This is a genomic window from Azotobacter chroococcum (assembly GCF_002220155.1).
In the GTDB taxonomy this organism is placed as follows: Bacteria; Pseudomonadota; Gammaproteobacteria; order Pseudomonadales; family Pseudomonadaceae; genus Azotobacter; species Azotobacter chroococcum.
Window position 1 is genome coordinate 3048513 of record NZ_CP011835.1, and the last position, 21445, is coordinate 3069957.

Here is a 21445-nt window from a genome sequence, read left to right on the forward strand (position 1 = left end):
CGGCATTCTAGCAGGACCGGGCGAACGACCGCGCGACCCTGCCCGCCCTGTACCGCCCGAAAATCGAACGCCCCGCCGCGATGGGAGCCGGGGCGGGGCGTCGCTGGAGCGGGCGTGGCCGGTCAGGCGCAGGCGGCCCGCATGTCGCGATGGATGTCGACCAGCTGCTGCACCACCGACGGATCGGCCAGGGTGGAGATATCGCCCAGGCCGTCGTACTCGCCGACGGAGATCTTGCGCAGGATGCGGCGCATGATCTTGCCCGAGCGGGTCTTCGGCAGGCCGGGCGCCCACTGGATCACGTCCGGTGTGGCGATCGGGCCGATTTCACGGCGAATCCAGGCCTTCAGCTCCTGACGCAGCGCCTCGGAAGCCGGCACCCCGTCGTTCAGGGTGACGTAGACGTAGATGCCCTGCCCCTTGATGTCGTGCGGGATACCGACCACCGCCGCCTCGGCGACCTGCGGATGGGCGACCATGGCACTCTCGATCTCGGCGGTGCCCATGCGGTGGCCGGAAACGTTCAGCACGTCGTCGACGCGACCGGTGATCCAGTAGTAGCCGTCCTCGTCGCGGCGAGCGCCGTCGCCGGTGAAGTACATGCCCTTGAAGGTCTTGAAGTAGGTGTCGACGAAGCGGTCATGGTCGCCGTACAGGCTGCGCGCCTGACCCGGCCAAGAGTCGATGATCACCAGGTTGCCTTCGGCCGCCCCTTCGATCAGGTTGCCCAGGTTGTCCACCAGCGCCGGCTGCACGCCGAAGAACGGACGGGTCGCCGAGCCCGGCTTGAGCGCGGTGGCCCCCGGCAGCGGGCTGATCAGGATGCCGCCGGTTTCGGTCTGCCACCAGGTGTCGACGATCGGGCAGCGCTTCTGGCCGATGTTCTCGTAGTACCACTGCCAGGCTTCCGGGTTGATCGGCTCGCCCACCGAGCCGAGCAGGCGCAGGCTGGAGCCATCGGCGCCTTCCACCGCCGCCTTGCCTTGGGCCATCATGGCGCGGATGGCGGTCGGCGCGGTATAGAGGACGTTCACCTTGTGCTTGTCGATGACCTTGGAAATGCGGGTCACGTCCGGGTAGTTGGGGACGCCCTCGAACAGCAGCGTGGTGGCGCCGTTGGCCAGCGGACCATAGACGATGTAGCTGTGGCCGGTGACCCAGCCCACATCGGCAGTGCACCAGTAGACTTCGCCCGGACGGTAGTCGAACACCCGCTCATGGGTCAGCGAGGCGTACAGCAGGTAGCCACCGGTGGTGTGCACCACGCCCTTCGGCTTGCCGGTGGAGCCCGAGGTATAGAGGAGGAACAGCGGCTCCTCGGCGCCCATTTCCTTCGGTGCGCAGACGCTGCCGGCCACCTTTATCAGGTCCTCGTACCAGATGTCGCGATGCGAGTGCCACTTGATGCCGCCGCCGGTGCGCCTGCAGACGATCACCTTGTTGACGCTGTAGGTATCCGGATTGGTCAGCGCCTCGTCGACGTTGGCCTTCAGCGGAACCCTCTTGCCGCCGCGCAGCCCCTCGTCGGTGGTGATCACCACCTTGGACTTGCAGTCGGCGATGCGCCCGGCCAGTGCATCCGGAGAGAAGCCGCCGAACACCACCGAATGGATCGCGCCGATGCGGGCACAGGCCAGCATGGCCACCACAGCCTCCGGAATCATCGGCATGTAGATGGTCACCACGTCGCCGCGATGAACGTCCTGGCCGCGCAGAGCATTGGCGAACTTGCAGACTTCCTCGTGCAGTTCGCGGTAGGTGATCAGGCGCTGCTCGGACGGATCGTCGCCTTCCCAGATGATCGCCAGCTGATCGCCACGCGCTTCGAGGTGACGGTCCAGGCAGTTGTAGGAGGCGTTGAGGGTGCCATCGGCGAACCACTTGATATCGACATGGTGGTCGTCGAAGGAAGTCTGCTTGACCTTGGTGAACGGCTTGATCCAGTCCAGACGCCTGGCCTGCTCGCGCCAGAAGCCATCGGGGTTGATCACCGACTGCTGATACATGGCCTTGTAGGAGGCCTCGTCGGTAAAGGATTGGGCTGCAACTTCAGGACGTACCGGGTACAGGGAAGCGGCGCACATAAGGAGTTTTCCTCGCGAAAAACAAAATTATTTTTATTGGCTGCAACTTCTAGCTTCTTGACAGTAGCTTCTTCTAGCTTCTTGACAGTAGCCTCAAAATTCGACAATGGTCTTAACGCAAATTGACCAAAAGAAGCTACCGGGGCCGGACAAGGCCACTCTTCCAGCCCGCGGGAAACGGGCCTTCGAACTTCCCAAGAAAAGCATATGCGGTGCCGGGCCGCAGGTGGATCGGCGCGAAGCCGATCCATCGCCTGCCTCCCCAGGCAAAGCCACCGTCCACAGGCGCTCAGGCCGGCGCCTGGCCGGCCCGCTCCAGCAGGCGTCGGGCCCGGCCCACGACCGGGGCGTCGACCATCTGCCCGTCGACCACGAACACCCCCTCGCCGGAAGCCGCGGCCATCATGACCCGCCGGGCCCAGGCCAGCTCCTCGGCGCCGGGCATGAAGGCCTCGTGGACCACGGCGACCTGACCCGGATGGATGCACAGCAGGCCGCCGAAGCCCATGTCGCAGGCCTGGCGCGCGCGCCGGGCCAGTCCGGCGAGGTCCTGGATGGCCGGGAAGATGGTTTCCAGCGGCGGCGCCAGGCGAGCAGTGCGCGACTGCAGCAGCAGCGCGTAGCGCACCTGATCCATGATCCGCTCGCCGCCCTCGCTGCCGGCGGCCAGTCCCAGATCCAGTCCCAGGTCGAGGCCGCCATAGGTCAGCCGCTCGACGCCCGGAACGCGGGCGATCGCCGGCAGGGCATTCACCCCCGCGGCGCTCTCCACGGCCGGCCACACCGGCTTGCCGGCCGCCGCTACCAGGCTGATCTGCACCGCGCTCTCCACCTTGGGCAGCACCACGCCGAGAATGCCCGGCTGGCGGCGGCACAGCTCCAGATCCGCGGCCTGCTGGGGATGGACCGGGGCATTGATGCGCACCAGCAGGCGGGCCTGCGGGTGGTCGCTCAGAAAGGCGTCCAGACTGGCGCGGGCTTCGGCCTTGAGGTCTTCCTCGACCGCATCCTCGAGATCGACGATGACCGCGTCGGCACCGCTGGCCAGCGCCTTGGGAATGCGCTCCGGACGGCTGGCCGGGACGAACAGGGCGGAACGGATGGGGGCTGGATGCATGGAGGTCTCTCGCTTGTTCTCGTTATGGGAAATGCATGATGCCCGAAGCCGGGATCGCGCCGGACGATCAAAGCGCGCCATCCCGCGCATCGCAAGCTCGGCGGCGGGATATCGGCGAAACGGGAAGGAGGGAAGTCGCGAGGCGACGGAGAGATGTGGCGGAAGCGGACAAAAAAAGAGGGCGACCCGAGGTCGCCCGCCCATCATTCCACTAGGAATGCAAACAAAACACTTGGATCGAATCTCCTGATCCAGGACCTTTCCTTTATACCCGACAGTCCGCTGGGCACGGGATTGCACCAAGGTCTAACAGTCGGCCACCGTCACGCGGAAATTTCCGGCCTAGTGCAGTTTCATAGATGAAGTTGTGGAAATTATGGCATCAGGCGATGCTATGCCCCATGAAAGCACCTCTATTCGTTCGCCCTTTGACTACCGAGGAACGGCAGGCCCTGCAGGTTGGCTTGCGTGCCCGGGAAGCCTTCACGCTGCGGCGCTGCCAGATCCTGCTGGCCAGCGCTGACGGCAAGACCGCCACGGAAATTGCCGCTCTGTTCGGCTGCGCCACGCAAACCGTACGCAACACCCTGCGGGCCTTTGCCGCCGAGGGGGTGTCTTGCCTGACGGAGAAGTCGCATCGGCCCAAACGTGTCCGTCCCTTGCTTGCGGGCACGCAGGCCGAGCGCTTGCGCTCTTTGCTGCACCGCAGCCCCCGCGATTTCGGCAAGCCCACCCGCTTGTGGACCTTGAGCCTGGCCGCCGAGGTGGCCTTCGAGCAGGGGCTGACCGAACGGCAACTGAGCTATGAGTCGATCCGCCAGACGCTGATACGCCTGGGCGTGGGCTGGAAGCGGGCCAAGACCTGGATTACCAGCCCGGATCCCCACTATGCGCGCAAAAAAAGCGACGCGACTGGCTGATCGAACTGGCCACAACGCACCCGGACTGGGTGCTGGGTTTTCAGGACGAGGTCTGGTGGAGTCGTTTTGCGCGCCCATCCCTGAAGGCCTGGAGCGCGGGTCAGGCCCTGCGCCTGCAGCAGTTGTCGGTGGATCCGCAGGATGCCGGACCCAAGGCGCTGAGCTGCTATGGCCTGCTGCGCGCCGACACGGGGCAGATGCTGCTGCGTTTCGTCAAGGGCCGCCCGGTCAGCCAGGTGACCGAGGACTTCCTGGAGTGGGTCTGCGAGCGCCTGGCGAGCGAGGGGAAGAAGGCGCTGCTGATGATCTGGGACAACGCCAGCTGGCATATCAGCCACCGGGTGCGGGCCTGGATCGGGGCGCACAACCGCCGGGCCAGGGCCGAGGGTGGCGTACGGATCGTAACCTGCCGCCTGCCGAGCAAGAGCCCCTGGCTGAACCGGATCGAGCCCCGCTGGGTGCATGGCAAGCGGGCGATCCATGAACCCGAACGCCCGCTGACCAGCGCTGAGGTGATGGAGCGAGTCTGCACCTATTACGGTTGTGAACAGCTCCCGCCACTTGAACAGGATGTTGGTTGAAACTGCACTAGACAGCTCCACCACTCAACCCGGGCTGCTGCGGCCCTGTCCCGGAGTGAGACGTGGCGACCCGCTCGCGCAGCCGGTCGGCCATTTCCAGGCCCAGCTCGGTGGCTGCCTCGCGCCCCTCCTCAACCTTGACCTTGAGCGTGTCGGTCAGCTGGTCGCTGGCCTCGCCGAGCAGTTCATCCTCCTGGCGGGTGGTCGGCAGCACGCCGGCGACCAGCGCCCCGACCGCGATGCCGAGCGCCCCCAGCACCAGGGGCTGCTCGTGCATCAGGGTGTCGAAGCCGCCCCGTGCCTGCTGTGCCCGATGGCGCAAGGATTCGGCGACATGCTGGCTGGAGTCGCTCAGGTGCTGCCGTGCCGAGCCCAGCGTGTCGCTCACCTCCTCGCCCAGATGCCCGGCCTTCTCACGAAGGCCGGCGGCCCGCTGCCTGGCTTTCTCCGTCAGGGAAGGAGCGCCCGGCTCCATCCCTTCCTCGCCGGCATGGACCAGACGCGTCGACGTGCGCCGCTGGCTGGCCATAAGCCACAGCAGCCCGACCGAGGTCAGCACGGTCGGCAGCGGATTGGCGGCGACCGTGCTGGACAGGTTGGACATGAACTCACCGCCATGTCCCTTGCTATAGCCCAGCACCTTGTCCAGCAACTCGCCGGGGGACAGCTGGTTTTCCAGGGCATGCACGATGTTGCTGATTTCCGCGCGCTGCTGGTCGATTTCCCGCTCCAGGGTTTCCGGTCCCTTCTGCGCTTCAAGGTCGATTCTGCTCTGCGTGCTCATGGGGTTGCCTCCCGGATGGCGGCTTTGTCTTTCTGCAGGCTGTGCAGCGTGCGCGACGGCTTGAGCGAGGACGGGGCGAACCTCTTCTTGCCGCCCTGGACCATCACATAGCCGACCGCCATCACGATCACACCGACGATCAGCGCCGCCAGCCAGGCGTCCATCACCTGGCTCAGGGCGTAGACCGCCGCCTGCAGGAGAATGATGAAGCCGGCCAGCAGCACCGCGCCGCCGCCGGCCAGGGACATGATGCCGGCCTTGGTGGCGTTGATCGATTCGCTGATCTCGACCTTGGCCAGGGCCAGCTCCTTGGTCACCAGCGAGGGCAGCTCCCGGCCCAGCTGGCCAAGCAGGCCCAGGATACTGTTGCCGCCCGCCTCGGCCTCGGTGCGGGCGGTATGGGGATGAATGGTGGCACTGGGCTGCACCGGGTCCGGCCGTATCGCCTCGGGCCGTGCGGGCCTGGCTTGCGCCGTCTCAGGCCGGACGGTTTCCGGCCGGGATGTCTCGGGCGTGGTCATGTCGTCGGGTCTGGCCTGGCTCGGCGGGTAGCTCCGGTTGCCGGTCGATTCGCTCATCGCTTCGTTCCTCCGTTCGGGCCTTTGTCGTTTTGTTGGCTGGCCGGACCTGCGCTTTCATGGGCGCCTGCCTGCGCGGTGCCGGTCATCCCCTGGCTGCCTTGGCCGATGTCGCCGGGCGACAACGGCTGGGTGGTTCTGCCGGGGGTTTTGGCGGTGCTGACGGTGCCGCCCTGCGTGGCGGCAACCGTGGTCCCGGTGAGGTCCGGGGCGGCCTGGCCAGCGCTCGGCCCAAGCCCGGGTCCTGCCTGGTCGAGGGCGCTGCCGGAGGCCGGCCGGAACAGTCCGCCTTCCGCCGGACGGGCGGACTGCAGGGAGCGGCGCCCGGAAGCGCGGGCAAAACGGGTCAGGCCGAAGCCGACGGCAACGCTGCCGGCGAGAAACAACGCCGGGTTGTCCCTGGCCAGGCGGTCAGCCTCGTGGAACAGCTGCTCGGCACTCTTGCCGCGCAGCTGATCGGCGAATTTGAACAGGTGATCGGCGGCGTCCAGCACATAGGTCGACAGCGTCGGCTCGTCCTGTTCCTCGAGCTCGCAGGCCGCCGCGCGGGCCCCCTCGGCAATCTTTTCCAGCTCATCCGCAGCAGTTTGGGTATAGGTTTCCAGAGGGTCCCTGCTTCTGCCCTGCCGCTTGGCTTCGCTGCGCTGCGAATCGACTGCCTCCTCAGGCAGCTCCTGGAAAACATTGCCTGCCGGAAAGCCTTTGCGGCCGTTGGATCGTGGAGTGCGCTCAGTAGGTCTGGGCATGATCTTGTCCACCTCGATTTCTCTGCAAGCCACCGATCCCGTGTCCCGCGCAGGAGGTGGTGCAATGTCGGAAAAACAGCCTTCTTAACGTGCGTCCCTCCTATCAGGTGACCGGCCCTTTCCAGCGGAGTTCGAGCGAAACGATGAACTCCGGCTCGACGGCGATCGGCGCCGTCTTCTGAACTTTTTCGACACGTTGGCAATCCACCGAAAAACCCGTCGAACGGAGGGAAAGCCCATGAAAGCCCTGCTCGGACTCACCGCAGCCAGCGCCCTGCTGGCTTCCCTGTCCAGTTTCGCCTGCACCCCGGATGAGATCTCCGTCAAGGCGCGGGAACTCGCCGCCAACGTGCACATGCTCACCGCGAGCGATCCGCAGAAAGCCAGGGAGATCTACAGGGAAGTGCGGAGAATGCAGCCCGAAGACACTGCCGAGGCGCTCCCCAACGAATGCGCAGCCTACGAGCAGCGCTCGCAGGAGCTGCAAGAGGCGACAGCCAAAGTCGAGAGCCAGGGGAAGGGGAACTATTACTACTGAGCGCTCACCCGGCGCACCGGGCGCAGGGGATCGCCAGGCCCGGCTCCGGCGGCCGCGAGCCTGTCCCCGGACGGGGCCGGCCTGCGATCGGCCACTGCACGCCGGGCGCGCTCAACCGGACGCCTGAGCGTCGTCCTCGTGGTTGATCGGCCCTTCGCGGAAGAGATACGCCTTGAGCTCGCCGGAAAACTTGGGATCCTTGCGGCGAATCCACTCCAGCACCATGGACGCGTGCTCCTTCTCCTCGTCGCGGTTGTGCGCGAGGATGGCCTTGAGTTCCGGGTCCCGGCAGGCATCGACCCGCTGGTTGTACCAGTCGATGGCTTCGAGTTCCTCCATCAGCGAAACGATGGCCCGGTGCATGTCGCGGGTTTCGGCGGAAAGTTCTTCGCTGGGTTCATGATAACCGACGCTGGACATAACCATTCTCCTGGGGGTTTGGGCGAAGCAACCCGCTCGGTTCGCCTGGGACGACGATGAAGGCAGTCGCGACTCCATGGGGTGAAGCCTGCGGGAACGCCGCCGCCCGAAGCCGTGACCGAGGCGCAAGCAGCCAGAATCTTTATGACCCGCTCTTGAGACGCTTGGTTGCACGCCAGGCGCGGCTGGCGGCCGAAGCACCTCCTCAGCAACCGCAGCCCAAGGTGCCTTGGGCCCTCTCCGCCCAGCGCCCGTCACGCCAAGCCGGCACGGCCTCGCCCTACTCCCGGCCCAGGCCGTGCTGGCGCAGCTTGTTGGCGATGGTGGTGTGCGACACGCCGAGGCGGCGGGCCAGCAGGCGGCTGCTCGGGTATTCGCCAAGCAGCCTCTGCAGCACGGCCTTTTCGAAGCGACCGACGATCTCGCCGAGGCTGCCGTCGAGGGAAAAGCCGCCGGGCAGCGCGTCGGCGTCCCCACAGCGGCGCTCGCCGGGCAGCGGCTCGACCTCGGACACCCCACCGATGCCCTTCAGCCTGGGCATCAGCGCCTGCAGCTGCTGGTCGACCAGGTCCGGGCAAGCCAGGTAGATGGCCTCGCCCTGCTCGCCGCCGACCTCGCCGCGAACGACGTCGACCCCGGACTCGAGCAGCAGGTCGAGAATGTCGCGCAGGAGGCCGACCCGGTTCTGGCAGAGAATCTTGATGCGCATGGCGGAATCCGGACGGCGGGATGAGGGATCGACGACAGGCAGCGAGCGCCGTTTCCCGGGCAGATTATGCGGCCAATTGCCACAGCCGCAAGACAGTCTGTACGACTTTCGGAGACTGGCAAAAACTTCTTGCCGAATGAGGCGTGCGGTGCAGGACCCGACGCCGCCAGCGTGCAGACCCGGCCCATTCGCGCTATGCCTGATAATAAGAAGGAAACCGTGCGCAGCAGCGCAGGAGGCACCGAAATGACCGCGACGCCCTATGTGGCCCGGCAGCCGGACGAGCGGGGCTTCATCCACTACAACGAGACCGAGCATGCCGTCTGGCAGACGCTGATCGAGCGCCAGCTGGCGCTGATCGAGGGACGCGCCTGTGCGGAATACCTGGACGGCATCCAGCGGCTCGGCCTGCCGCGCGAGCGCATTCCGCAGCTCGGCGAGATCAACCGCGTGCTCGAGGCCGCCACCGGCTGGCGGGTGGCGCGGGTGCCGGCGCTGATCCCCTTCCAGACCTTTTTCGAACTGCTTGCCGACCGCCGGTTTCCGGTGGCCACCTTCATCCGCCGGCCGGAGGAGCTGGACTACCTGCAGGAGCCGGACATCTTCCACGAGCTGTTCGGCCACTGCCCGATGCTGACCAACCCCTGGTTCGCCGCCTTCACCCACACCTACGGCCGGCTGGGCCTGGCGGCCAGCAAGGAGGAGCGCGTCTACCTGGCGCGGCTGTACTGGATGACCGTGGAGTTCGGCCTGGTCGACACCCCGGCGGGCCGGCGCATCTACGGCGGCGGCATCCTCTCCTCGCCGAAGGAAACCCTCTACTGCCTGTCCGAGGCACCGGAACACCTGCCCTTCGACCCGCTCGAGGCGATGCGCACGCCGTACCGCATCGACATCCTGCAGCCGCTCTACTTCGTGCTGCCGGACCTCCGGCGCCTGTTCGAGCTGGCCCGCCAGGACATCATGGCGCTGGTGCACCAGGCCATGCGCCTCGGCCTGCATCCGCCGAAGTTTCCGCCGAAGGCGGCCTGAACGCCGACAGCAGACCAGACGTAGGGTGAAAAACCCGCGCAGCGGTTTTCCACCCTCGAACCCGACCTCGATCTTGCACCGGAGCCCACCCATGACCACCCTTTCCCAAGCCCACTGCGAAGCCTGCCGCGCCGACGCACCAAAAGTCTCGGAAGAAGAACTTGCCGAGCTGATCGGGCAGATTCCCGACTGGAATCTGGAAAACCGCGACGGCATCCTGCAACTGGAAAAGGTCTTCCTGTTTCGCAACTTCGCCCAGGCCCTGGCCTTCACCAACGCGGTCGGTGCACTTGCCGAGACCGAAGGGCACCATCCGGCGCTGCTCACCGAATGGGGCAGGGTCACCGTGACCTGGTGGAGCCACAAGATCCGCGGTCTGCACCGCAACGACTTCATCATGGCGGCGCGTACCGACGAGGTGGCGAAAGGCACGGAAGGCCGCGGCTGATCCCTGGCGCCAGCCCGAAACAGCCAACGACCGTTCGTCGGTAAAAATATCTCTTTTTAAAACAATAACTTGCAGGCAATATTCGATCCACCCATGGAGCTTCTGGGTTGCCATTCGTCGGCAACTTCCCTAGGGTGGGACGCATGTTGTCCCAGATTGCTCCCATCGGTTCGCTGCTCGGCGGGGTCGCACTGCTCCTGCTCGGCAACGGACTGCTCAACACCCTGCTGACCCTGCGTGGCGTCGCCGAAGGCTACTCCACCGGGCTGCTCGGCCTGCTGATGTCCGGCTATTTCGTCGGCTACCTGCTCGGCACCTGGCTGACGGTACCGCTGATCCGCCGCATCGGGCATATCCGTGCCTTTGCCTGCTGTGCCGCCTCGGGCGCCATCGTCGCGCTGCTGCATCTGATCCTGGTCAACCCCTGGGTGTGGATGGCGCTGCGGGTGGCCTACGGCATTGTCCTGGTCACCCTCTACATGGTCATCGAGAGCTGGCTCAACGCCCGGGTCAGCGGCGACAGCCGCGGCCGGGTGTTCGCCGTCTACATGGCGGTCAACCTCGGCGCCCTGGCCCTCGCCCAGCAGTTGCTGAACCTCGCCAGCCCGCTGGAATTCCTGCTCTTCGCCCTCGCCGGCATCCTCATCTGCGCCGCGCTGTTGCCCATCACCCTCACCCGCCAGGCCCAGCCGACCCTGCCCGACACCCCGGACACCCGGCTGCGCCAGCTGGTGCGGATCGCCCCGCTGTCGGTGACCGCCTCGGGGCTGTCCGGCCTCGCCCTCGGTGCGTTCTGGGGGCTGGCGCCGGTGTACGCCAGCCAGAGTGGCTTCGATGCCGCCGGGGTGGGCCTGCTGATGGGCGTGACCATCCTCGGCGGCGCCGTGCTGCAGTGGCCCATCGGCCGCTATTCGGACAGCCACGACCGCTCGAAGGTGATGCTCTGCGTGGTGGTGCTGGCCGCGCTCGTGGCGCTGGCGATCAGCCTGCTGCCCACCGGCAAGCTGATGCTCGGCGCCTTCTTCCTCTGGGGCGGCCTGGCCTTTTCCATCTATTCCATCGCCGTGGCGCGGATGGTCGACCAGCTGCACCCCGACGAGATCCTTTCCGGCTCCAGCGGTCTCCTGCTGGTCAACGGCCTGGGCTCGGCCTGCGGCCCGCTGCTCGCCGGGCTGGCCATGCACCTGCTCGGCCCCCGCGGACTGCCGCTCTACTGCGCGGCGGTGCTCGGCCTGCTGGCGCTCTACACCCTCCATCGCCTGCGCCGGGTGAGCGACCTGCTCAGCGAGCCGCACGCCCAGTTCACCCCGATGCTGCGCACCAGCCATACCGTGCTCGAACTGATGCCCGAAGCGCCGGAAAGCACAGCCGATTCCACCTCCGGATCCGCCGCGGCGGCACCGGAAACCAGCAAGGAGGAAACCTGTACCTGATTCCGGCGCCACGGAGGCCCGGACACCACTGCTCGTCGGCCCAGGTCGGCGCGTCAACTTGCCCCACCTTTGGAGAGAAGACAGCGCATGCTACTTGCCACCGATCTCGATGGAACCTTTCTCGCCGGCGATCCGCAGGATCGCCTGAGCCTCTATCAGACCATCACCGCCCACCCCGACATCCAGCTGGCCTACGTCACCGGCCGCAGCCTGGAGGCCGTCCTGCCGCTGCTGGCCGATCCCACCCTGCCGCAGCCGGACTACATCATCGCCGACGTCGGCGCCAGCCTCTATCACGGCGAAACCCTGCAGCCGATCCAGCCGCTGCAGCACGCCATCGACGCCCGCTGGCCCGGCGAAAGCCAGATCGCCGGCGCCCTCGCCGAGCTTCCCGACCTGCAGCGCCAGGACGTGCCCCAGGCGCGCCGCTGCTCCTACTTCTGCACCCCGGAACGGGCCGCCGACCCGGCCCTCACGGCCATCGCCGAGCGCCTCGACTGCGACCTGCTGTACTCGGCGGGGCGCTACCTGGACTTCCTGCCGCGCGGGGTGAACAAGGGCAGCAGCCTGCTGTGCCTGGTCGAGCACCTCGGCCTCGATCCCGAGCAGGTGCTGGTCGCCGGCGACACCCTGAACGACCTCAGCATGCTGACCTGCGGCCTCAAGGGGGTCTGCGTCGGGCAGTCGGAGGAAAGCCTGCTCGCCCACACCCTCAACTGCACCCGCGTCCTGCATGCCGACAGCCCGGGCTGCGGCGGCATCATCCAGGCCTTCTCCCACTTCGGCTTCCTCGGCGAGCACGGCTTCGCCGCCGAGACCCGCCAGGCGACCGAGCCGGGCCATGCCGAGCTGGTCATCGTCTACCACCGCCTGCCCTACGAGGAATACCGCGAGCACGGCCAGGTGCAGCGCCGCCGGCCGACCTCGCCCAACGGCATCATTCCCACCCTGCTCAGCTTCTTCGCCGACGGCCGCAAGGGCTCCTGGGTCGCCTGGGCCGAGCACGAGGAAGGCCACGGCGCCTTCGAGAGCCACACCACGGTGGACGCCGAGCGCTATCCGCGCCTGACCGCCGCCCGCGTGCCGCTCTGCAAGCAGGACATCGACACCTTCTACAAGCGCTTCTCCAAGGAAGCCTTCTGGCCGACCCTGCACACCTTCTGGGAGCGCGCCATCTTCAACGAAGACGACTGGCAGGTGTTCCTGCGGGTCAACCGCGCCTTCGCCGAGCGCACCGCGCTGGAGGCCGCCGAAGGCGCCACCGTCTGGCTGCACGACTACAACCTGTGGATGGTCCCGGCCTACCTGCGCGAACTGCGTCCGGATCTCAAGCTGGCCTTCTTCCACCACACCCACTTTCCCTCGGCGGACGTCTTCAACGTGGTGCCCTGGCGCCGGCAGATCGTCGGCAGCCTGCTGCAGTGCGACTACGTCGGCTTCCACATCCCGCGCCAGGTGGAGAACTTCGTCGACGTCGCCCGCGGCGTGGCGCCGCTGAAGGTCCTCGGCCGGCAGAACTGCGCGCCGCGCTTCATCACCTACGGCTGCGCGGTCGGCCTGGAGCGCATGACCACCGCGATCGACACCGGCATGCGCCAGGTCCGCCTCGGTGCCCATCCGGTGGGATTGGACCTCGACCGGGTGCGCAACGCCCTGGCCCGCGCGTCCGTGCAGCAGCAGATGGAGCAATTGCGCCAGGAGTTGAACGGCGTGCGCCTGATTCTCGCCGTGGAGCGCCTGGACTACACCAAGGGCGTGCTGGAGAAGCTCAGGGCCTTCGAGCGGCTGCTGGCGGACAACCCCGAGCTGATCGGCAAGGTCACCCTGGCCAGCATCTGCGTCCCGGCGGCGCGGGAGATGACCATCTACGACGAGCTGCAGGGACAGATCGAGCAGGCCGTGGGGCGCATCAACGGCCGCTTCGCGCGGGTCGGCTGGACGCCGGTGCAGTTCTTCTTCCGCAGCCTGCCGTTCGAGGAGGTGGTGGCCTGGTACGCCATGGCCGACGTCATGTGGATCACCCCGCTGCGCGACGGCCTCAACCTGGTGGCCAAGGAATTCGTCGCCACCCAGGGCCTGCTGGACGGCAGCGGCGTACTGGTGCTCTCCGAATTCGCCGGCGCCGCCGCCGAACTCAAGGGTGCCCTGCTGACCAACCCCCACGACACCGCCGATCTGGTGCACCAGTGCAACCTGGCGCTGAACATGCCGAAGAGCGAGGCCCGGGCACGCCTGCGCGAGCTGTTCGACATCGTCGCCTTCAACGACATCCGCCGCTGGGGCGACGAGTTCCTCGGCGCGCTGGAGGAACCCCGGACGGACATCCGCGCCATCGCCTGACGGCCAGGAGCGCCGGTACGGCTCAGTACCGGCGCGTTCAGTAATCCACCCTGCCCCGCCCGGCCTTGACCGCCCCGCGTTTGGCCTTCCCCTCCAACCTCCGCTGCTTCGAGCCACGGGTCGGCTTGGTCGGGCGGCGCGCCTTCTCCACCTTCGCCACGCCGCGGATCAGCTCGGCCAGACGCTGCCGCGCATCCTCGCGATTCTGCTCCTGGGTGCGGTACTGCTGCGCCTTGATCACGACGACGCCCTCGCCGCTGATGCGCTGGTCGCGCAGGGCCAGCAGGCGCTCCTTGTAGAACTCCGGCAGGGACGAGGCGCGGATGTCGAAACGCAGATGCACCGCGCTGGACACCTTGTTGACGTTCTGCCCGCCGGCCCCCTGGGCACGGATCGCGCTCAGCTCGATCTCGTCGTCGGGCAAATGGACGGTGTTGGAGATTTCCAGCATGGCAGGCTCGGTCGAGGAAGTGGCGAGCAGGATAACCGTCCACTACGGAAACAGGTTATTGAGATATGCAGTATCACCCTTGAAGGACTCAGGCGAACTCGCCATCCGCTGCGGGATATTTTGCAGCAACCACACCGTTGGTCGGAAAAAATGCCGACCACCGTTACTACAAGCGTTACCGGAATTGTTCTCTTCCAGGCCCCACTATTCTGGAAATCAGTATTTACATGCCCACTAACATTCGGTGCTAAATCATTCCAAGTTTGGCACCTGGACAAGTCTTTGCAATTGCTTCGCCATGAATGGCGGATCGAGTGCAAGCATGAGGATCTACGTGAAGGATGAATTCCAGAGTCCGGCTACGTCTCATTCCGATCCGCAACGGGGCCTTGCGGTAGCCTGTGTCTCCATGCAACGCAACGCCTGACTCTCGTCGCACGTCAACAGCTCCGCAATCAACCCCCAGTCAAAAGCGATAAACACGAACCCCACAGCATGGAAGCACGCCCTTGAGCGGATATCCCCTGTAGTCGAACGGAAGCGAGCCTGACCCCAAGGGCCAGTGCCGACCCAAGCCAAGGCGACTATCCCGCGGCAACCTTGCGTCGTCACACCTTTTGTCCATACTCGAACGGTCTTCGCCGAAACGTGGCGAAGGCGTCCATCCGCAATCCAGATAGATAGCACCCCACCCAGAAAGGAGGCAGCGAGTACAGGGGGCCCAGGCGGCCATGCTATCCCTCCCCGCCCGAAGCGGCGGGAGACTCTCGCACGGAACGATGAAACAGATACCCGGAACCCGTATCAGAACAGGGCTTGCAGTGACACTCCTGCTGGCCTTCGCCACGGCCCACGCCCAAGAGCAAACCATCAAACTGCCCGCCTACGACGCGGACATCCACAAGACTTCGGTATCGGGCCTTTCGTCCGGGGCCTTCATGACCTCGCAACTCTATATGGTGTTTTCCGACATCATGATGGGAGCCGGCATTGTCGCCGGCGGTCCCTATCTGTGCGCGAAGTCCTGGGCGGCCAACACCTTGGTGCAGAACGCCACGACCACCTGCATGAATCCCCTGACCGCCAGTACCGGCCCCAATACGCCGGTCCTGGTCAAGCATGCGGCCTTGCTGGCCGACTACGGCTATATAGATCCGCTGAAGAATCTCCAGGAGGACCGTATCTATATCTTCAGCGGGAGCCGGGACAAAACCGTCACGACCACGGTCGTGAACCAGACCCGGGAGTTCTTCAAGTCCGTCGGCGTGCCGGAAGCGTCCATTCAGTACAACAAGAGCATCGCCGCGGGCCATGCCTTCGTGACCGACAACGACACGGATGCCGCCTGCGCGCTGACCCAGCCCCCCTATATCAACGACTGCGACTTCGAACAATCCGCCACCATCCTCAACCACATCTATCCTGGCCTGAAGCCGCCCGCCGCACAGCTGGGCAGCACCGTCATCGCCTTCGACCAGTCGGAGTTCATCGATTCGGCCTACACCAGCATGAGCGACACGGCCTACGCCTACGTCCCGGCTGCCTGCCAGAACGGCAAGAGCTGCCCCATCCATGTGGTATTCCACGGCTGCAAACAGGGCGCGCAAGTCATCGGCGACAAGTATTACGCCCAGACCGGCTACAACCGGATGGCTGAGGCCAACGACCTCATCATGCTCTACCCGCAGGTGCAGCCCTCCACCACGACACCCCTGAACCCTGAAGGCTGCTGGGACTTCTGGGGGTACAGCTCGCCGGGCAATCCGAACCCGGACTACTACACCCGCAACGCTCCCCAGTTGCGCGCCATCCACAAGATGATCACCCGTCTTGCTGAACCCCGATCCTGAACCCGTCCACTGCACAAGGGAGAAACACCATGGATGCCGTCACCTCGAATGCCCCGATCGATCCGAAGCTGTCCGAGGCGATCAGACACTGGAACGACTACGCAAACGAAAGCGGCCAGAACGTGCGGGTCCTGTTTGAGGCCATGACGCCGGTCAAGGACAGCCTCCAGATTGCCCAGCAAATCATGGACTCCGTTCAGCACAGAGGCTGGGCACCGGGCAGCGCACAGTGGATGAAGCCCGCGGCCCTGTTCAGCGCCTACCAGGAGCTGACCGAGATCCAGCTGGCCGCCCAGGAGAGGGAGAATGACTGCTGCATCCGCTTCCTGACCACCACCCTGGGTACCGGCAAGCAGGTCGCCGAAGCCATGCAGGGCGCCTCCACCCCGCAGCAGGTCCTCGCCTCCTGCATGGAAGCCAGCCTCAACATCGTCAGGCAGTACCAGGCCGACATCAGCGAACAGGCGGAGACATTCAGCCAGATCCAGTCGGCCTACAAGGCCTGGCTGCAAAGGACGCTGGACAGCCTGAGCAGCCGGCAAGCAGAGGAAACCGCGGCCTCGGCATCACTGCCGCCCGCCGCCTCGGAGCCATCGCTGCCAGTACCTGCAACACCGAGCGCACAATCGGAGCCGGAAAAGGACAGCGGAGTCTGAACGAGCCGCCGCTCCGGACGAGCCGTGCCGACTGCGGCACAGGCCCGTTCCGGCGAGGCGATCCGATTCAATCCAAGGGCCCGCCTGGCCGGGCCGACGGAGGGCTTGCCCATGGGCACGAAGCCTGACGCAACGCAGAATGTCGCAACGCTGGAATTCGATCCGGAACGCAACGAGCTGGGCAAGGACAAGAGGCTGCGGGACGGGCTGTCAGTCGCAGTGCAAATCGGCGACAACCTGTGGCTGGCGAACGACGAGACGATCAGCCTGGAACGGCTCACGCGCCTGGCGGACGCCGGCCAGGACGCCTGCCGCTACGGCCGGCACCGGCAGTTCCCGCTGAACGACTATCTCGCCCTGCCGGTCCCCCCTCCCGACGACCCGGCCGATCTGGAGGAAGTCGATATCGAAGGCCTGGCCTCTGCGGGCGGCTACCTCTGGCTGGTGGGCTCACACAGCCTGAAGCGCAAGAATCCGAAGCCCGGGGATGACCCCGACAAGGCTCGCAAGCAGCTGGCCAAGGTCCGCAGCGACGGCAACCGCTACCTGTTGGCCCGCATTCCGCTCGTGGACAGCGATGGCGCCTGCGAACCGGCGAAACGCAGCAAGCAAGACGGCCAGGAGCTGTTCGCCGCCAGCCTGAAGGGCGACGACAAGGGCAACGAGCTGACCGCAGCCCTTAAGAACGACAAGCACCTGGGGCCCTTCCTCGCCATTCCCGGCAAGGACAACGGCTTCGACATCGAAGGCCTGGCGGTGGTCGGCGAACGGATCTTCCTCGGCCTGCGCGGCCCGGTACTGCGCGGCTGGGCAGTCATCCTGGAAGTGGCGGTCGCCGCCGACACCACGGCCTCCACCCTGCGGCTGCAGCCCATCGGGCCGAAGGAATGCCTCTACCGCAAGCATTTCCTCCAGCTCGGCGGTTTGGGGATTCGCGACCTGTGCGTGCAGGGCGATGACCTGCTGATCCTCGCCGGGCCGACCATGGAGCTGGACGGTCCGGTCAGCGTGTTCCGCTGGCCGGGCGGCAGCAGCCCGGACGACGAAGCAATGGTGCCGGCCGATGCCCTGCAACGAGTCCTGGAAGTGCCCTGCGACGAGGGCGTGGACCACGCCGAGGGCATGACCCTGTTCGCCCCGGATGGCGGCGAGGCCAGTGCGCTGCTGGTGGTGTACGACGCGGCCGCCGAAGAGCGCAAGTCGGGGAAAAGTGCGGTTACGGCAGATGTTTTCAAGCTGTAGACAGACCACCCGCTTGTCGATGCCGATTTCGCAAGCCAGAACTACGGGAGGGCCGGATCATCAACACGTACAGCAAAGCCCTGATCGCCTGCGGCCTGCTGCTCAGCCCCTGGCACAGCAGCGCCATCGCGGAAATCGAGGAAGAAGCAGCGGAAAGCTACCTCTACTGCGGCAAGCTCCTCTGGCCCGCCGAGCGGGAGGACTATCTGCCGTTTCCGGAGGGGATCGAGATCGGCTACTCCTCGCACCCGGCCCTCGCCCGGATCGTCGAAGAGCAGGAAAAGCACAGCCTGAGGCTCGCCTACCAGGACATGGCGATCACCCAGCGGGTCATGCAGGAGGCGGTCGAGGTGATCATCCGGCAAGGCTCGAACGAGGTCTGCCTGGAGGCCGGTACGGTGGAGGCTTCGAACAGCGGCCTTCCTCTCGTGATCTCCCCTGCACCGGCGGCGGATGGGCGGGTGATTGTCGAGCCAACCCAGGAGCCGGACGACAAACAGGAGCGGGAGAACGCTCACCCTTCAGACTGACGCCGCCGGTCGCGTCATGGCTCGACGGGCGACAGGAAGCCATCGCCCGTCCACGCGTGGATTTCCATTCGCCCGGCCCCCTCGGCTACCGTATCCATCGTTCATCCGCTCTACGGGACTCACCGATGGATTCGCTCACCCAGGCCGTGCTCGGCGCCAGCGTGCAGGGCGCGCTGCTCGGGCGCTGGCAGGGACGCAAGGCGTTGCTCTATGGCGCCCTGCTCGGCACCCTGCCCGATCTCGACGTGCTGATCGACTACGGCGACGCCGTGGCCAACATGACCCACCACCGCGGCTTCAGCCATTCCCTGTTCGTCCTCAGCGGCCTTTCGCTGCTGCTGGCCTGGCTGCTGCGCCGTTTCAGGCCGCATCCGGGCTATGGCGGCGGGCGCCTGTTTCTCGCCCTCTGGCTGGTGCTGGTCACCCATGTGCTGCTGGACAGCCTGACCAGCTACGGCACCCAGCTGCTCTGGCCGCTGGCCACGCCGCCGGTGGTCTGGTCGAGCGTGTTCATCATCGATCCGCTGTACACCCTGCCGCTGCTCGGCGCGGTGCTGGCCGGCGCCCTTTACCGCCTGCATGGCCGGGGGCTGCGCTGGCAGTACTGGGCGCTGGGTCTGTCGAGCCTCTACCTGGGTCTGACCCTGGCCGGCAAGCAGATGGCCGAGAGCCGGGTGACGGCGGAGCTGCAGCGCCAGGGCATCCGCGCCGAGGCGCTGTTCAGCACGCCGACGCCCTTCAACAGCCTGCTCTGGCGGGTGCTGGTGCGCGACGGCGAGGATTACCACGAAGCGCTGGTCGGCTGGCTCGACCGCCGGCCGCCGGAGCTGGTCCGCCTGCCCCGCGGCAGCGCCCTGGCAGCCAGGCTGGAGGGTTCGCCGCAACATGCGCGGCTGCGCTGGTTCACCGACGACTGGCTGCGCTACGACGAACTCGACGGCAAGCTGGTGGTCACCGACCTGCGCCTGGGCATGACCGGCGCCCATCCGTTCCGCTTCGCCCTCGCCGCTCAGCACGACGGCCGCTGGCAGCTGTTGCCCGAAACGGAGCAGCTGCCGATGAACCGCGGCCGCCTCGAGCATCTCGGGCTGCTGTGGCGGCGCATCTGGCAGCAGGATGCGCGAATCCCCCTGGAGGACTGGGCCCGCCAGCTGCAGCACTGGCAGGCGCCGCTCACCGCGAGCCCTGCGGCATTGCCTTCCCCGGCCGCCGGCGGTACGGCCGGCGCGCCTCCCCGTCTCGGCGAGGGCTGATCCCGCGGCGCTTCGCTGGGAAAGGCCTGCGGCCGCTTCCCGCCCTACGCTCCTACCCCTTCAGCACCCCGCGCCTGATCTGGTCCTCCTCGATGGATTCGAACAGGGCGCGGAAGTTGCCCTCGCCGAAGCCCTGGTTGCCCTTGCGCTGAATGATCTCGAAGAAGATCGGGCCGATCAGGGTGCGGGTGAAGATCTGCAGCAGGATGCCCTCCGCCCCCGCCGCACCGTCGATCAGGATGTTCTGCTCGCGCAGCGCCGCGAGCGGCTCGCCGTGGCCCGGCACGCGCGCGTCGACCTTCTCGTAGTAGGTGTCCGGGGTGTGCATGAAGTCCACCCCGTTGGCGCGCAGCGCACGGACCGTGGCGTAGATGTCGTCGGTGGCCAGGGCGATGTGCTGGATGCCTTCGCCGTGGTAGTCGCGGATGAACTCGGCGATCTGCGACTGCTCGTCAGCCGACTCGTTGATCGGGATGCGGATCTTCCCGCAGGGCGCAGTCATGGCGCGGGACAAGAGGCCGGTGTGCCGGCCCTCGATGTCGAAGTAGCGGATCTCGCGAAAGCCGGCGATGCGCGCGTAGAAGCCGGCCCAGACGTCCATCTGCCCGCGCTCGACGTTGTGGGTCAGATGGTCGATGGCGGTCAGGCCGACTTCGTGGTCCTGCGCCGTGCGGCCTTCGATGAAATCGAAGTCGACGTCGTAGATGCTGCGCTCGCCGTAGCGGTCCACCAGGTAGAGCAGCGAGCCGCCGATGCCCTCGATGCAGGGGATGTTCAGTTCGCCGAAGTTGGCGTGGCTGCCCAAGAGCTTCGCCCCCTGGCGCTGCACGTAGGCGGCGGCCTGAGCGGCGTTCCGCACCCGGAAGGCCATGGCGCAGGCGCTCGGCCCGTGCGCCTCGGCGAAGGCCCGCACCGGTCCGCCGGGACTGCCGTTGAGGACGAAGTTGATGCCGTTCTGCTGGAACAGGAAGACTTCCTTGGAGCGGTGCCGGGCGGTTTCGGTGAAGCCCATGGCGCCGAACAGCCCGCGCAGGCGGGCGATGCCCTCGGCGTTCGGCGCGGTAAACTCGACGAACTCGAAGCCGTCGGTGCCGATGGGATTGAAGGGAGTGCTTTCCGGTATGGCATTCATGGTGCTTCCTCGCGGTCGCAGCGTGCACTGATACCCTCAAGCACAGGCCAAGACCGGGCGCCGGGCAAGCGGCAGTTGCGCCCGGCACCAGGCGACGCCCGGTCGCCCGCGCGGCGGCTGCCGACAGCGGCGCATCTATACTTGCAGGTGGTCACCGATGGTTTCCCGGCTGGAGACAATCGATGCAAGGCCCGCCGAGCGGCCGGGCCCATGCCTGTTCCATTCGAGAGGTTCGCCATCATGAAAACCCCATCGTCCAGCCATACGCCCCATGGCCTCGGCGCCGCCATTCACGACACCTGGATCACCGCCAACGTGAAATCCTCCCTGGCGCTGGCCAGGGACACGCGCGGCCAGGACATCCACGTTAAGACCCACGGCGGCGAGGTGTTCCTCAGCGGCATGGTCAACAGCCACCGGCAACGCAACGAAGCCCTGCAATTGGCCCGTGCGGTGCATGGCGTCGTCCGGGTGGACGCCAGCGAGCTGGCGGTCAGTCTGTCGGCCACCGACCGCCCGTTCGAGGCGTCCAGCGCCGAGGAAACCGCCGACTACCAGGCCTACGACAAGCAGCAGCAGCGGATGGAAGACCGGCACTAGG

Annotated in this window: 21 protein-coding genes and 1 pseudogene; 13 read left to right on the plus strand and 9 right to left on the minus strand. The window is 66.4% G+C overall.

The features are described from left to right. Nucleotides 1–122: 122 nt before the first annotated feature. Both acs and ACG10_RS14065 read right to left on the minus strand, forming a co-directional pair. Nucleotides 123–2084, minus strand: coding sequence for an acetate--CoA ligase (acs, locus tag ACG10_RS14060; protein WP_089168685.1), 1962 nt, complete (start codon nt 2082–2084; stop codon nt 123–125). Nucleotides 2085–2373: 289 nt separating this feature from the next. Beyond that, complete coding sequence (locus tag ACG10_RS14065) at nt 2374–3201, minus strand: HpcH/HpaI aldolase/citrate lyase family protein (protein ID WP_039803046.1); 828 nt, start codon at nt 3199–3201, stop codon at nt 2374–2376. Between the two features lie 401 nt (nt 3202–3602). Here ACG10_RS14065 and ACG10_RS14075 point away from each other — a divergent pair, with 401 nt between their 5' ends. Further along, on the plus strand, nt 3603–4121 hold the full coding sequence (locus ACG10_RS14075; RefSeq protein ID WP_089168266.1) for a helix-turn-helix domain-containing protein: 519 nt from the start codon (nt 3603–3605) through the stop codon (nt 4119–4121). A gap of 29 nt (nt 4122–4150) precedes the next feature. Next, nucleotides 4151–4702: a transposase gene (locus ACG10_RS14080; RefSeq protein WP_089168265.1), complete on the plus strand. Its 552-nt coding sequence runs from the start codon at nt 4151–4153 to the stop codon at nt 4700–4702. Nucleotides 4703–4709: 7 nt separating this feature from the next. Here ACG10_RS14080 and ACG10_RS14085 read toward each other — a convergent pair whose 3' ends face one another. The 3 genes from ACG10_RS14085 to ACG10_RS14095 all read right to left on the minus strand — a co-directional run bounded on the left by ACG10_RS14085 (nt 4710) and on the right by ACG10_RS14095 (nt 6822). Next, nucleotides 4710–5486, minus strand: a complete 777-nt coding sequence (locus ACG10_RS14085; protein ID WP_089168686.1) for a DUF3618 domain-containing protein — start codon at nt 5484–5486, stop codon at nt 4710–4712. Beyond that, complete coding sequence (locus tag ACG10_RS14090) at nt 5483–5896, minus strand: phage holin family protein (RefSeq protein WP_052264012.1); 414 nt, start codon at nt 5894–5896, stop codon at nt 5483–5485. The genes ACG10_RS14085 and ACG10_RS14090 overlap by 4 nt, the downstream gene beginning before the upstream one ends. Before the next feature lie 164 nt (nt 5897–6060). Continuing rightward, nucleotides 6061–6822, minus strand: a complete 762-nt coding sequence (locus tag ACG10_RS14095) for a hypothetical protein (RefSeq protein ID WP_232487114.1) — start codon at nt 6820–6822, stop codon at nt 6061–6063. 226 nt (nt 6823–7048) lie between these two features. On the opposite strand from ACG10_RS14095, the gene ACG10_RS14100 reads away from it, so the two are divergent. Continuing rightward, nucleotides 7049–7348, plus strand: coding sequence for a hypothetical protein (locus ACG10_RS14100; RefSeq protein WP_089168688.1), 300 nt, complete (start codon nt 7049–7051; stop codon nt 7346–7348). A gap of 111 nt (nt 7349–7459) precedes the next feature. Here ACG10_RS14100 and ACG10_RS14105 read toward each other — a convergent pair whose 3' ends face one another. After that, a complete protein-coding gene (locus ACG10_RS14105; RefSeq protein WP_039803039.1) occupies nt 7460–7768 on the minus strand; it encodes an encapsulin-associated ferritin-like protein in 309 nt (102 codons plus the stop codon). A 280-nt stretch (nt 7769–8048) separates the two neighbouring features. Then, nucleotides 8049–8222, minus strand: a pseudogene (locus ACG10_RS24910) (TyrR/PhhR family helix-turn-helix DNA-binding protein); the annotation flags it as partial. A 501-nt stretch (nt 8223–8723) separates the two neighbouring features. On the opposite strand from ACG10_RS24910, the gene phhA reads away from it, so the two are divergent. The 4 genes from phhA (at nt 8724) to ggpS (ending at nt 13730) form a co-directional block, all read left to right on the plus strand. Then, complete coding sequence (gene phhA / locus ACG10_RS14115) at nt 8724–9509, plus strand: phenylalanine 4-monooxygenase (protein WP_089168690.1); 786 nt, start codon at nt 8724–8726, stop codon at nt 9507–9509. A gap of 91 nt (nt 9510–9600) precedes the next feature. Beyond that, nucleotides 9601–9957: a 4a-hydroxytetrahydrobiopterin dehydratase gene (locus ACG10_RS14120; protein ID WP_039803033.1), complete on the plus strand. Its 357-nt coding sequence runs from the start codon at nt 9601–9603 to the stop codon at nt 9955–9957. A 143-nt stretch (nt 9958–10100) separates the two neighbouring features. Next, nucleotides 10101–11390, plus strand: a complete 1290-nt coding sequence (locus ACG10_RS14125; protein ID WP_039803031.1) for an MFS transporter — start codon at nt 10101–10103, stop codon at nt 11388–11390. An 87-nt stretch (nt 11391–11477) separates the two neighbouring features. Next, nucleotides 11478–13730: a glucosylglycerol-phosphate synthase gene (gene ggpS / locus ACG10_RS14130; RefSeq protein ID WP_089168691.1), complete on the plus strand. Its 2253-nt coding sequence runs from the start codon at nt 11478–11480 to the stop codon at nt 13728–13730. A gap of 37 nt (nt 13731–13767) precedes the next feature. On the opposite strand, the gene arfB is transcribed toward ggpS, so the two are convergent. Further along, nucleotides 13768–14181, minus strand: coding sequence for an alternative ribosome rescue aminoacyl-tRNA hydrolase ArfB (gene arfB, locus ACG10_RS14135; RefSeq protein WP_089168692.1), 414 nt, complete (start codon nt 14179–14181; stop codon nt 13768–13770). A 779-nt stretch (nt 14182–14960) separates the two neighbouring features. Here arfB and ACG10_RS14140 point away from each other — a divergent pair. From ACG10_RS14140 to ACG10_RS14160, 5 genes are all read left to right on the plus strand, one after another. Then, complete coding sequence (locus ACG10_RS14140) at nt 14961–16031, plus strand: extracellular catalytic domain type 2 short-chain-length polyhydroxyalkanoate depolymerase (protein WP_089168693.1); 1071 nt, start codon at nt 14961–14963, stop codon at nt 16029–16031. 29 nt (nt 16032–16060) lie between these two features. Beyond that, nucleotides 16061–16687: a hypothetical protein gene (locus tag ACG10_RS14145; protein ID WP_089168694.1), complete on the plus strand. Its 627-nt coding sequence runs from the start codon at nt 16061–16063 to the stop codon at nt 16685–16687. A gap of 111 nt (nt 16688–16798) precedes the next feature. Continuing rightward, nucleotides 16799–17929, plus strand: a complete 1131-nt coding sequence (locus ACG10_RS14150) for a DUF3616 domain-containing protein (RefSeq protein ID WP_089168695.1) — start codon at nt 16799–16801, stop codon at nt 17927–17929. 311 nt (nt 17930–18240) lie between these two features. Further along, on the plus strand, nt 18241–18459 hold the full coding sequence (locus tag ACG10_RS24470) for a hypothetical protein (protein ID WP_232487115.1): 219 nt from the start codon (nt 18241–18243) through the stop codon (nt 18457–18459). A gap of 125 nt (nt 18460–18584) precedes the next feature. Further along, a complete protein-coding gene (locus ACG10_RS14160) occupies nt 18585–19712 on the plus strand; it encodes a metal-dependent hydrolase (protein WP_089168697.1) in 1128 nt (375 codons plus the stop codon). Between the two features lie 52 nt (nt 19713–19764). Here the strand turns inward: ACG10_RS14160 and hppD are convergent, their stop codons facing one another. Then, nucleotides 19765–20844 carry a 4-hydroxyphenylpyruvate dioxygenase gene (gene hppD / locus ACG10_RS14165; protein ID WP_089168698.1) on the minus strand — a complete coding sequence of 360 codons (1080 nt, stop codon included), beginning with the start codon at nt 20842–20844 and terminating at the stop codon, nt 19765–19767. Nucleotides 20845–21084: 240 nt separating this feature from the next. Here hppD and ACG10_RS14170 point away from each other — a divergent pair, with 240 nt between their 5' ends. Further along, nucleotides 21085–21444 carry a BON domain-containing protein gene (locus ACG10_RS14170; protein ID WP_039803015.1) on the plus strand — a complete coding sequence of 120 codons (360 nt, stop codon included), beginning with the start codon at nt 21085–21087 and terminating at the stop codon, nt 21442–21444. Nucleotide 21445: the final 1 nt, after the last annotated feature.

Coding starts and splice junctions, on each gene's coding strand:
- ACG10_RS14065 (WP_039803046.1), bottom strand. CDS start 3,201: ATGCATCCAGCCCCCATCCGTTCCGCCCTGTTCGTCCCGGCCAGCCGT.
- ACG10_RS14105 (WP_039803039.1), bottom strand. CDS start 7,768: ATGTCCAGCGTCGGTTATCATGAACCCAGCGAAGAACTTTCCGCCGAA.
- ACG10_RS14120 (WP_039803033.1), top strand. CDS start 9,601: ATGACCACCCTTTCCCAAGCCCACTGCGAAGCCTGCCGCGCCGACGCA.
- ACG10_RS24470 (WP_232487115.1), top strand. CDS start 18,241: ATGGCGATCACCCAGCGGGTCATGCAGGAGGCGGTCGAGGTGATCATC.
- phhA (WP_089168690.1), top strand. CDS start 8,724: ATGACCGCGACGCCCTATGTGGCCCGGCAGCCGGACGAGCGGGGCTTC.
- ACG10_RS14085 (WP_089168686.1), bottom strand. CDS start 5,486: ATGAGCACGCAGAGCAGAATCGACCTTGAAGCGCAGAAGGGACCGGAA.
- ACG10_RS14125 (WP_039803031.1), top strand. CDS start 10,101: ATGTTGTCCCAGATTGCTCCCATCGGTTCGCTGCTCGGCGGGGTCGCA.
- ACG10_RS14075 (WP_089168266.1), top strand. CDS start 3,603: ATGAAAGCACCTCTATTCGTTCGCCCTTTGACTACCGAGGAACGGCAG.
- arfB (WP_089168692.1), bottom strand. CDS start 14,181: ATGCTGGAAATCTCCAACACCGTCCATTTGCCCGACGACGAGATCGAG.
- hppD (WP_089168698.1), bottom strand. CDS start 20,844: ATGAATGCCATACCGGAAAGCACTCCCTTCAATCCCATCGGCACCGAC.
- ACG10_RS14140 (WP_089168693.1), top strand. CDS start 14,961: ATGAAACAGATACCCGGAACCCGTATCAGAACAGGGCTTGCAGTGACA.
- ACG10_RS14170 (WP_039803015.1), top strand. CDS start 21,085: ATGAAAACCCCATCGTCCAGCCATACGCCCCATGGCCTCGGCGCCGCC.
- acs (WP_089168685.1), bottom strand. CDS start 2,084: ATGTGCGCCGCTTCCCTGTACCCGGTACGTCCTGAAGTTGCAGCCCAA.
- ACG10_RS14145 (WP_089168694.1), top strand. CDS start 16,061: ATGGATGCCGTCACCTCGAATGCCCCGATCGATCCGAAGCTGTCCGAG.
- ggpS (WP_089168691.1), top strand. CDS start 11,478: ATGCTACTTGCCACCGATCTCGATGGAACCTTTCTCGCCGGCGATCCG.
- ACG10_RS14100 (WP_089168688.1), top strand. CDS start 7,049: ATGAAAGCCCTGCTCGGACTCACCGCAGCCAGCGCCCTGCTGGCTTCC.
- ACG10_RS14150 (WP_089168695.1), top strand. CDS start 16,799: ATGGGCACGAAGCCTGACGCAACGCAGAATGTCGCAACGCTGGAATTC.
- ACG10_RS14160 (WP_089168697.1), top strand. CDS start 18,585: ATGGATTCGCTCACCCAGGCCGTGCTCGGCGCCAGCGTGCAGGGCGCG.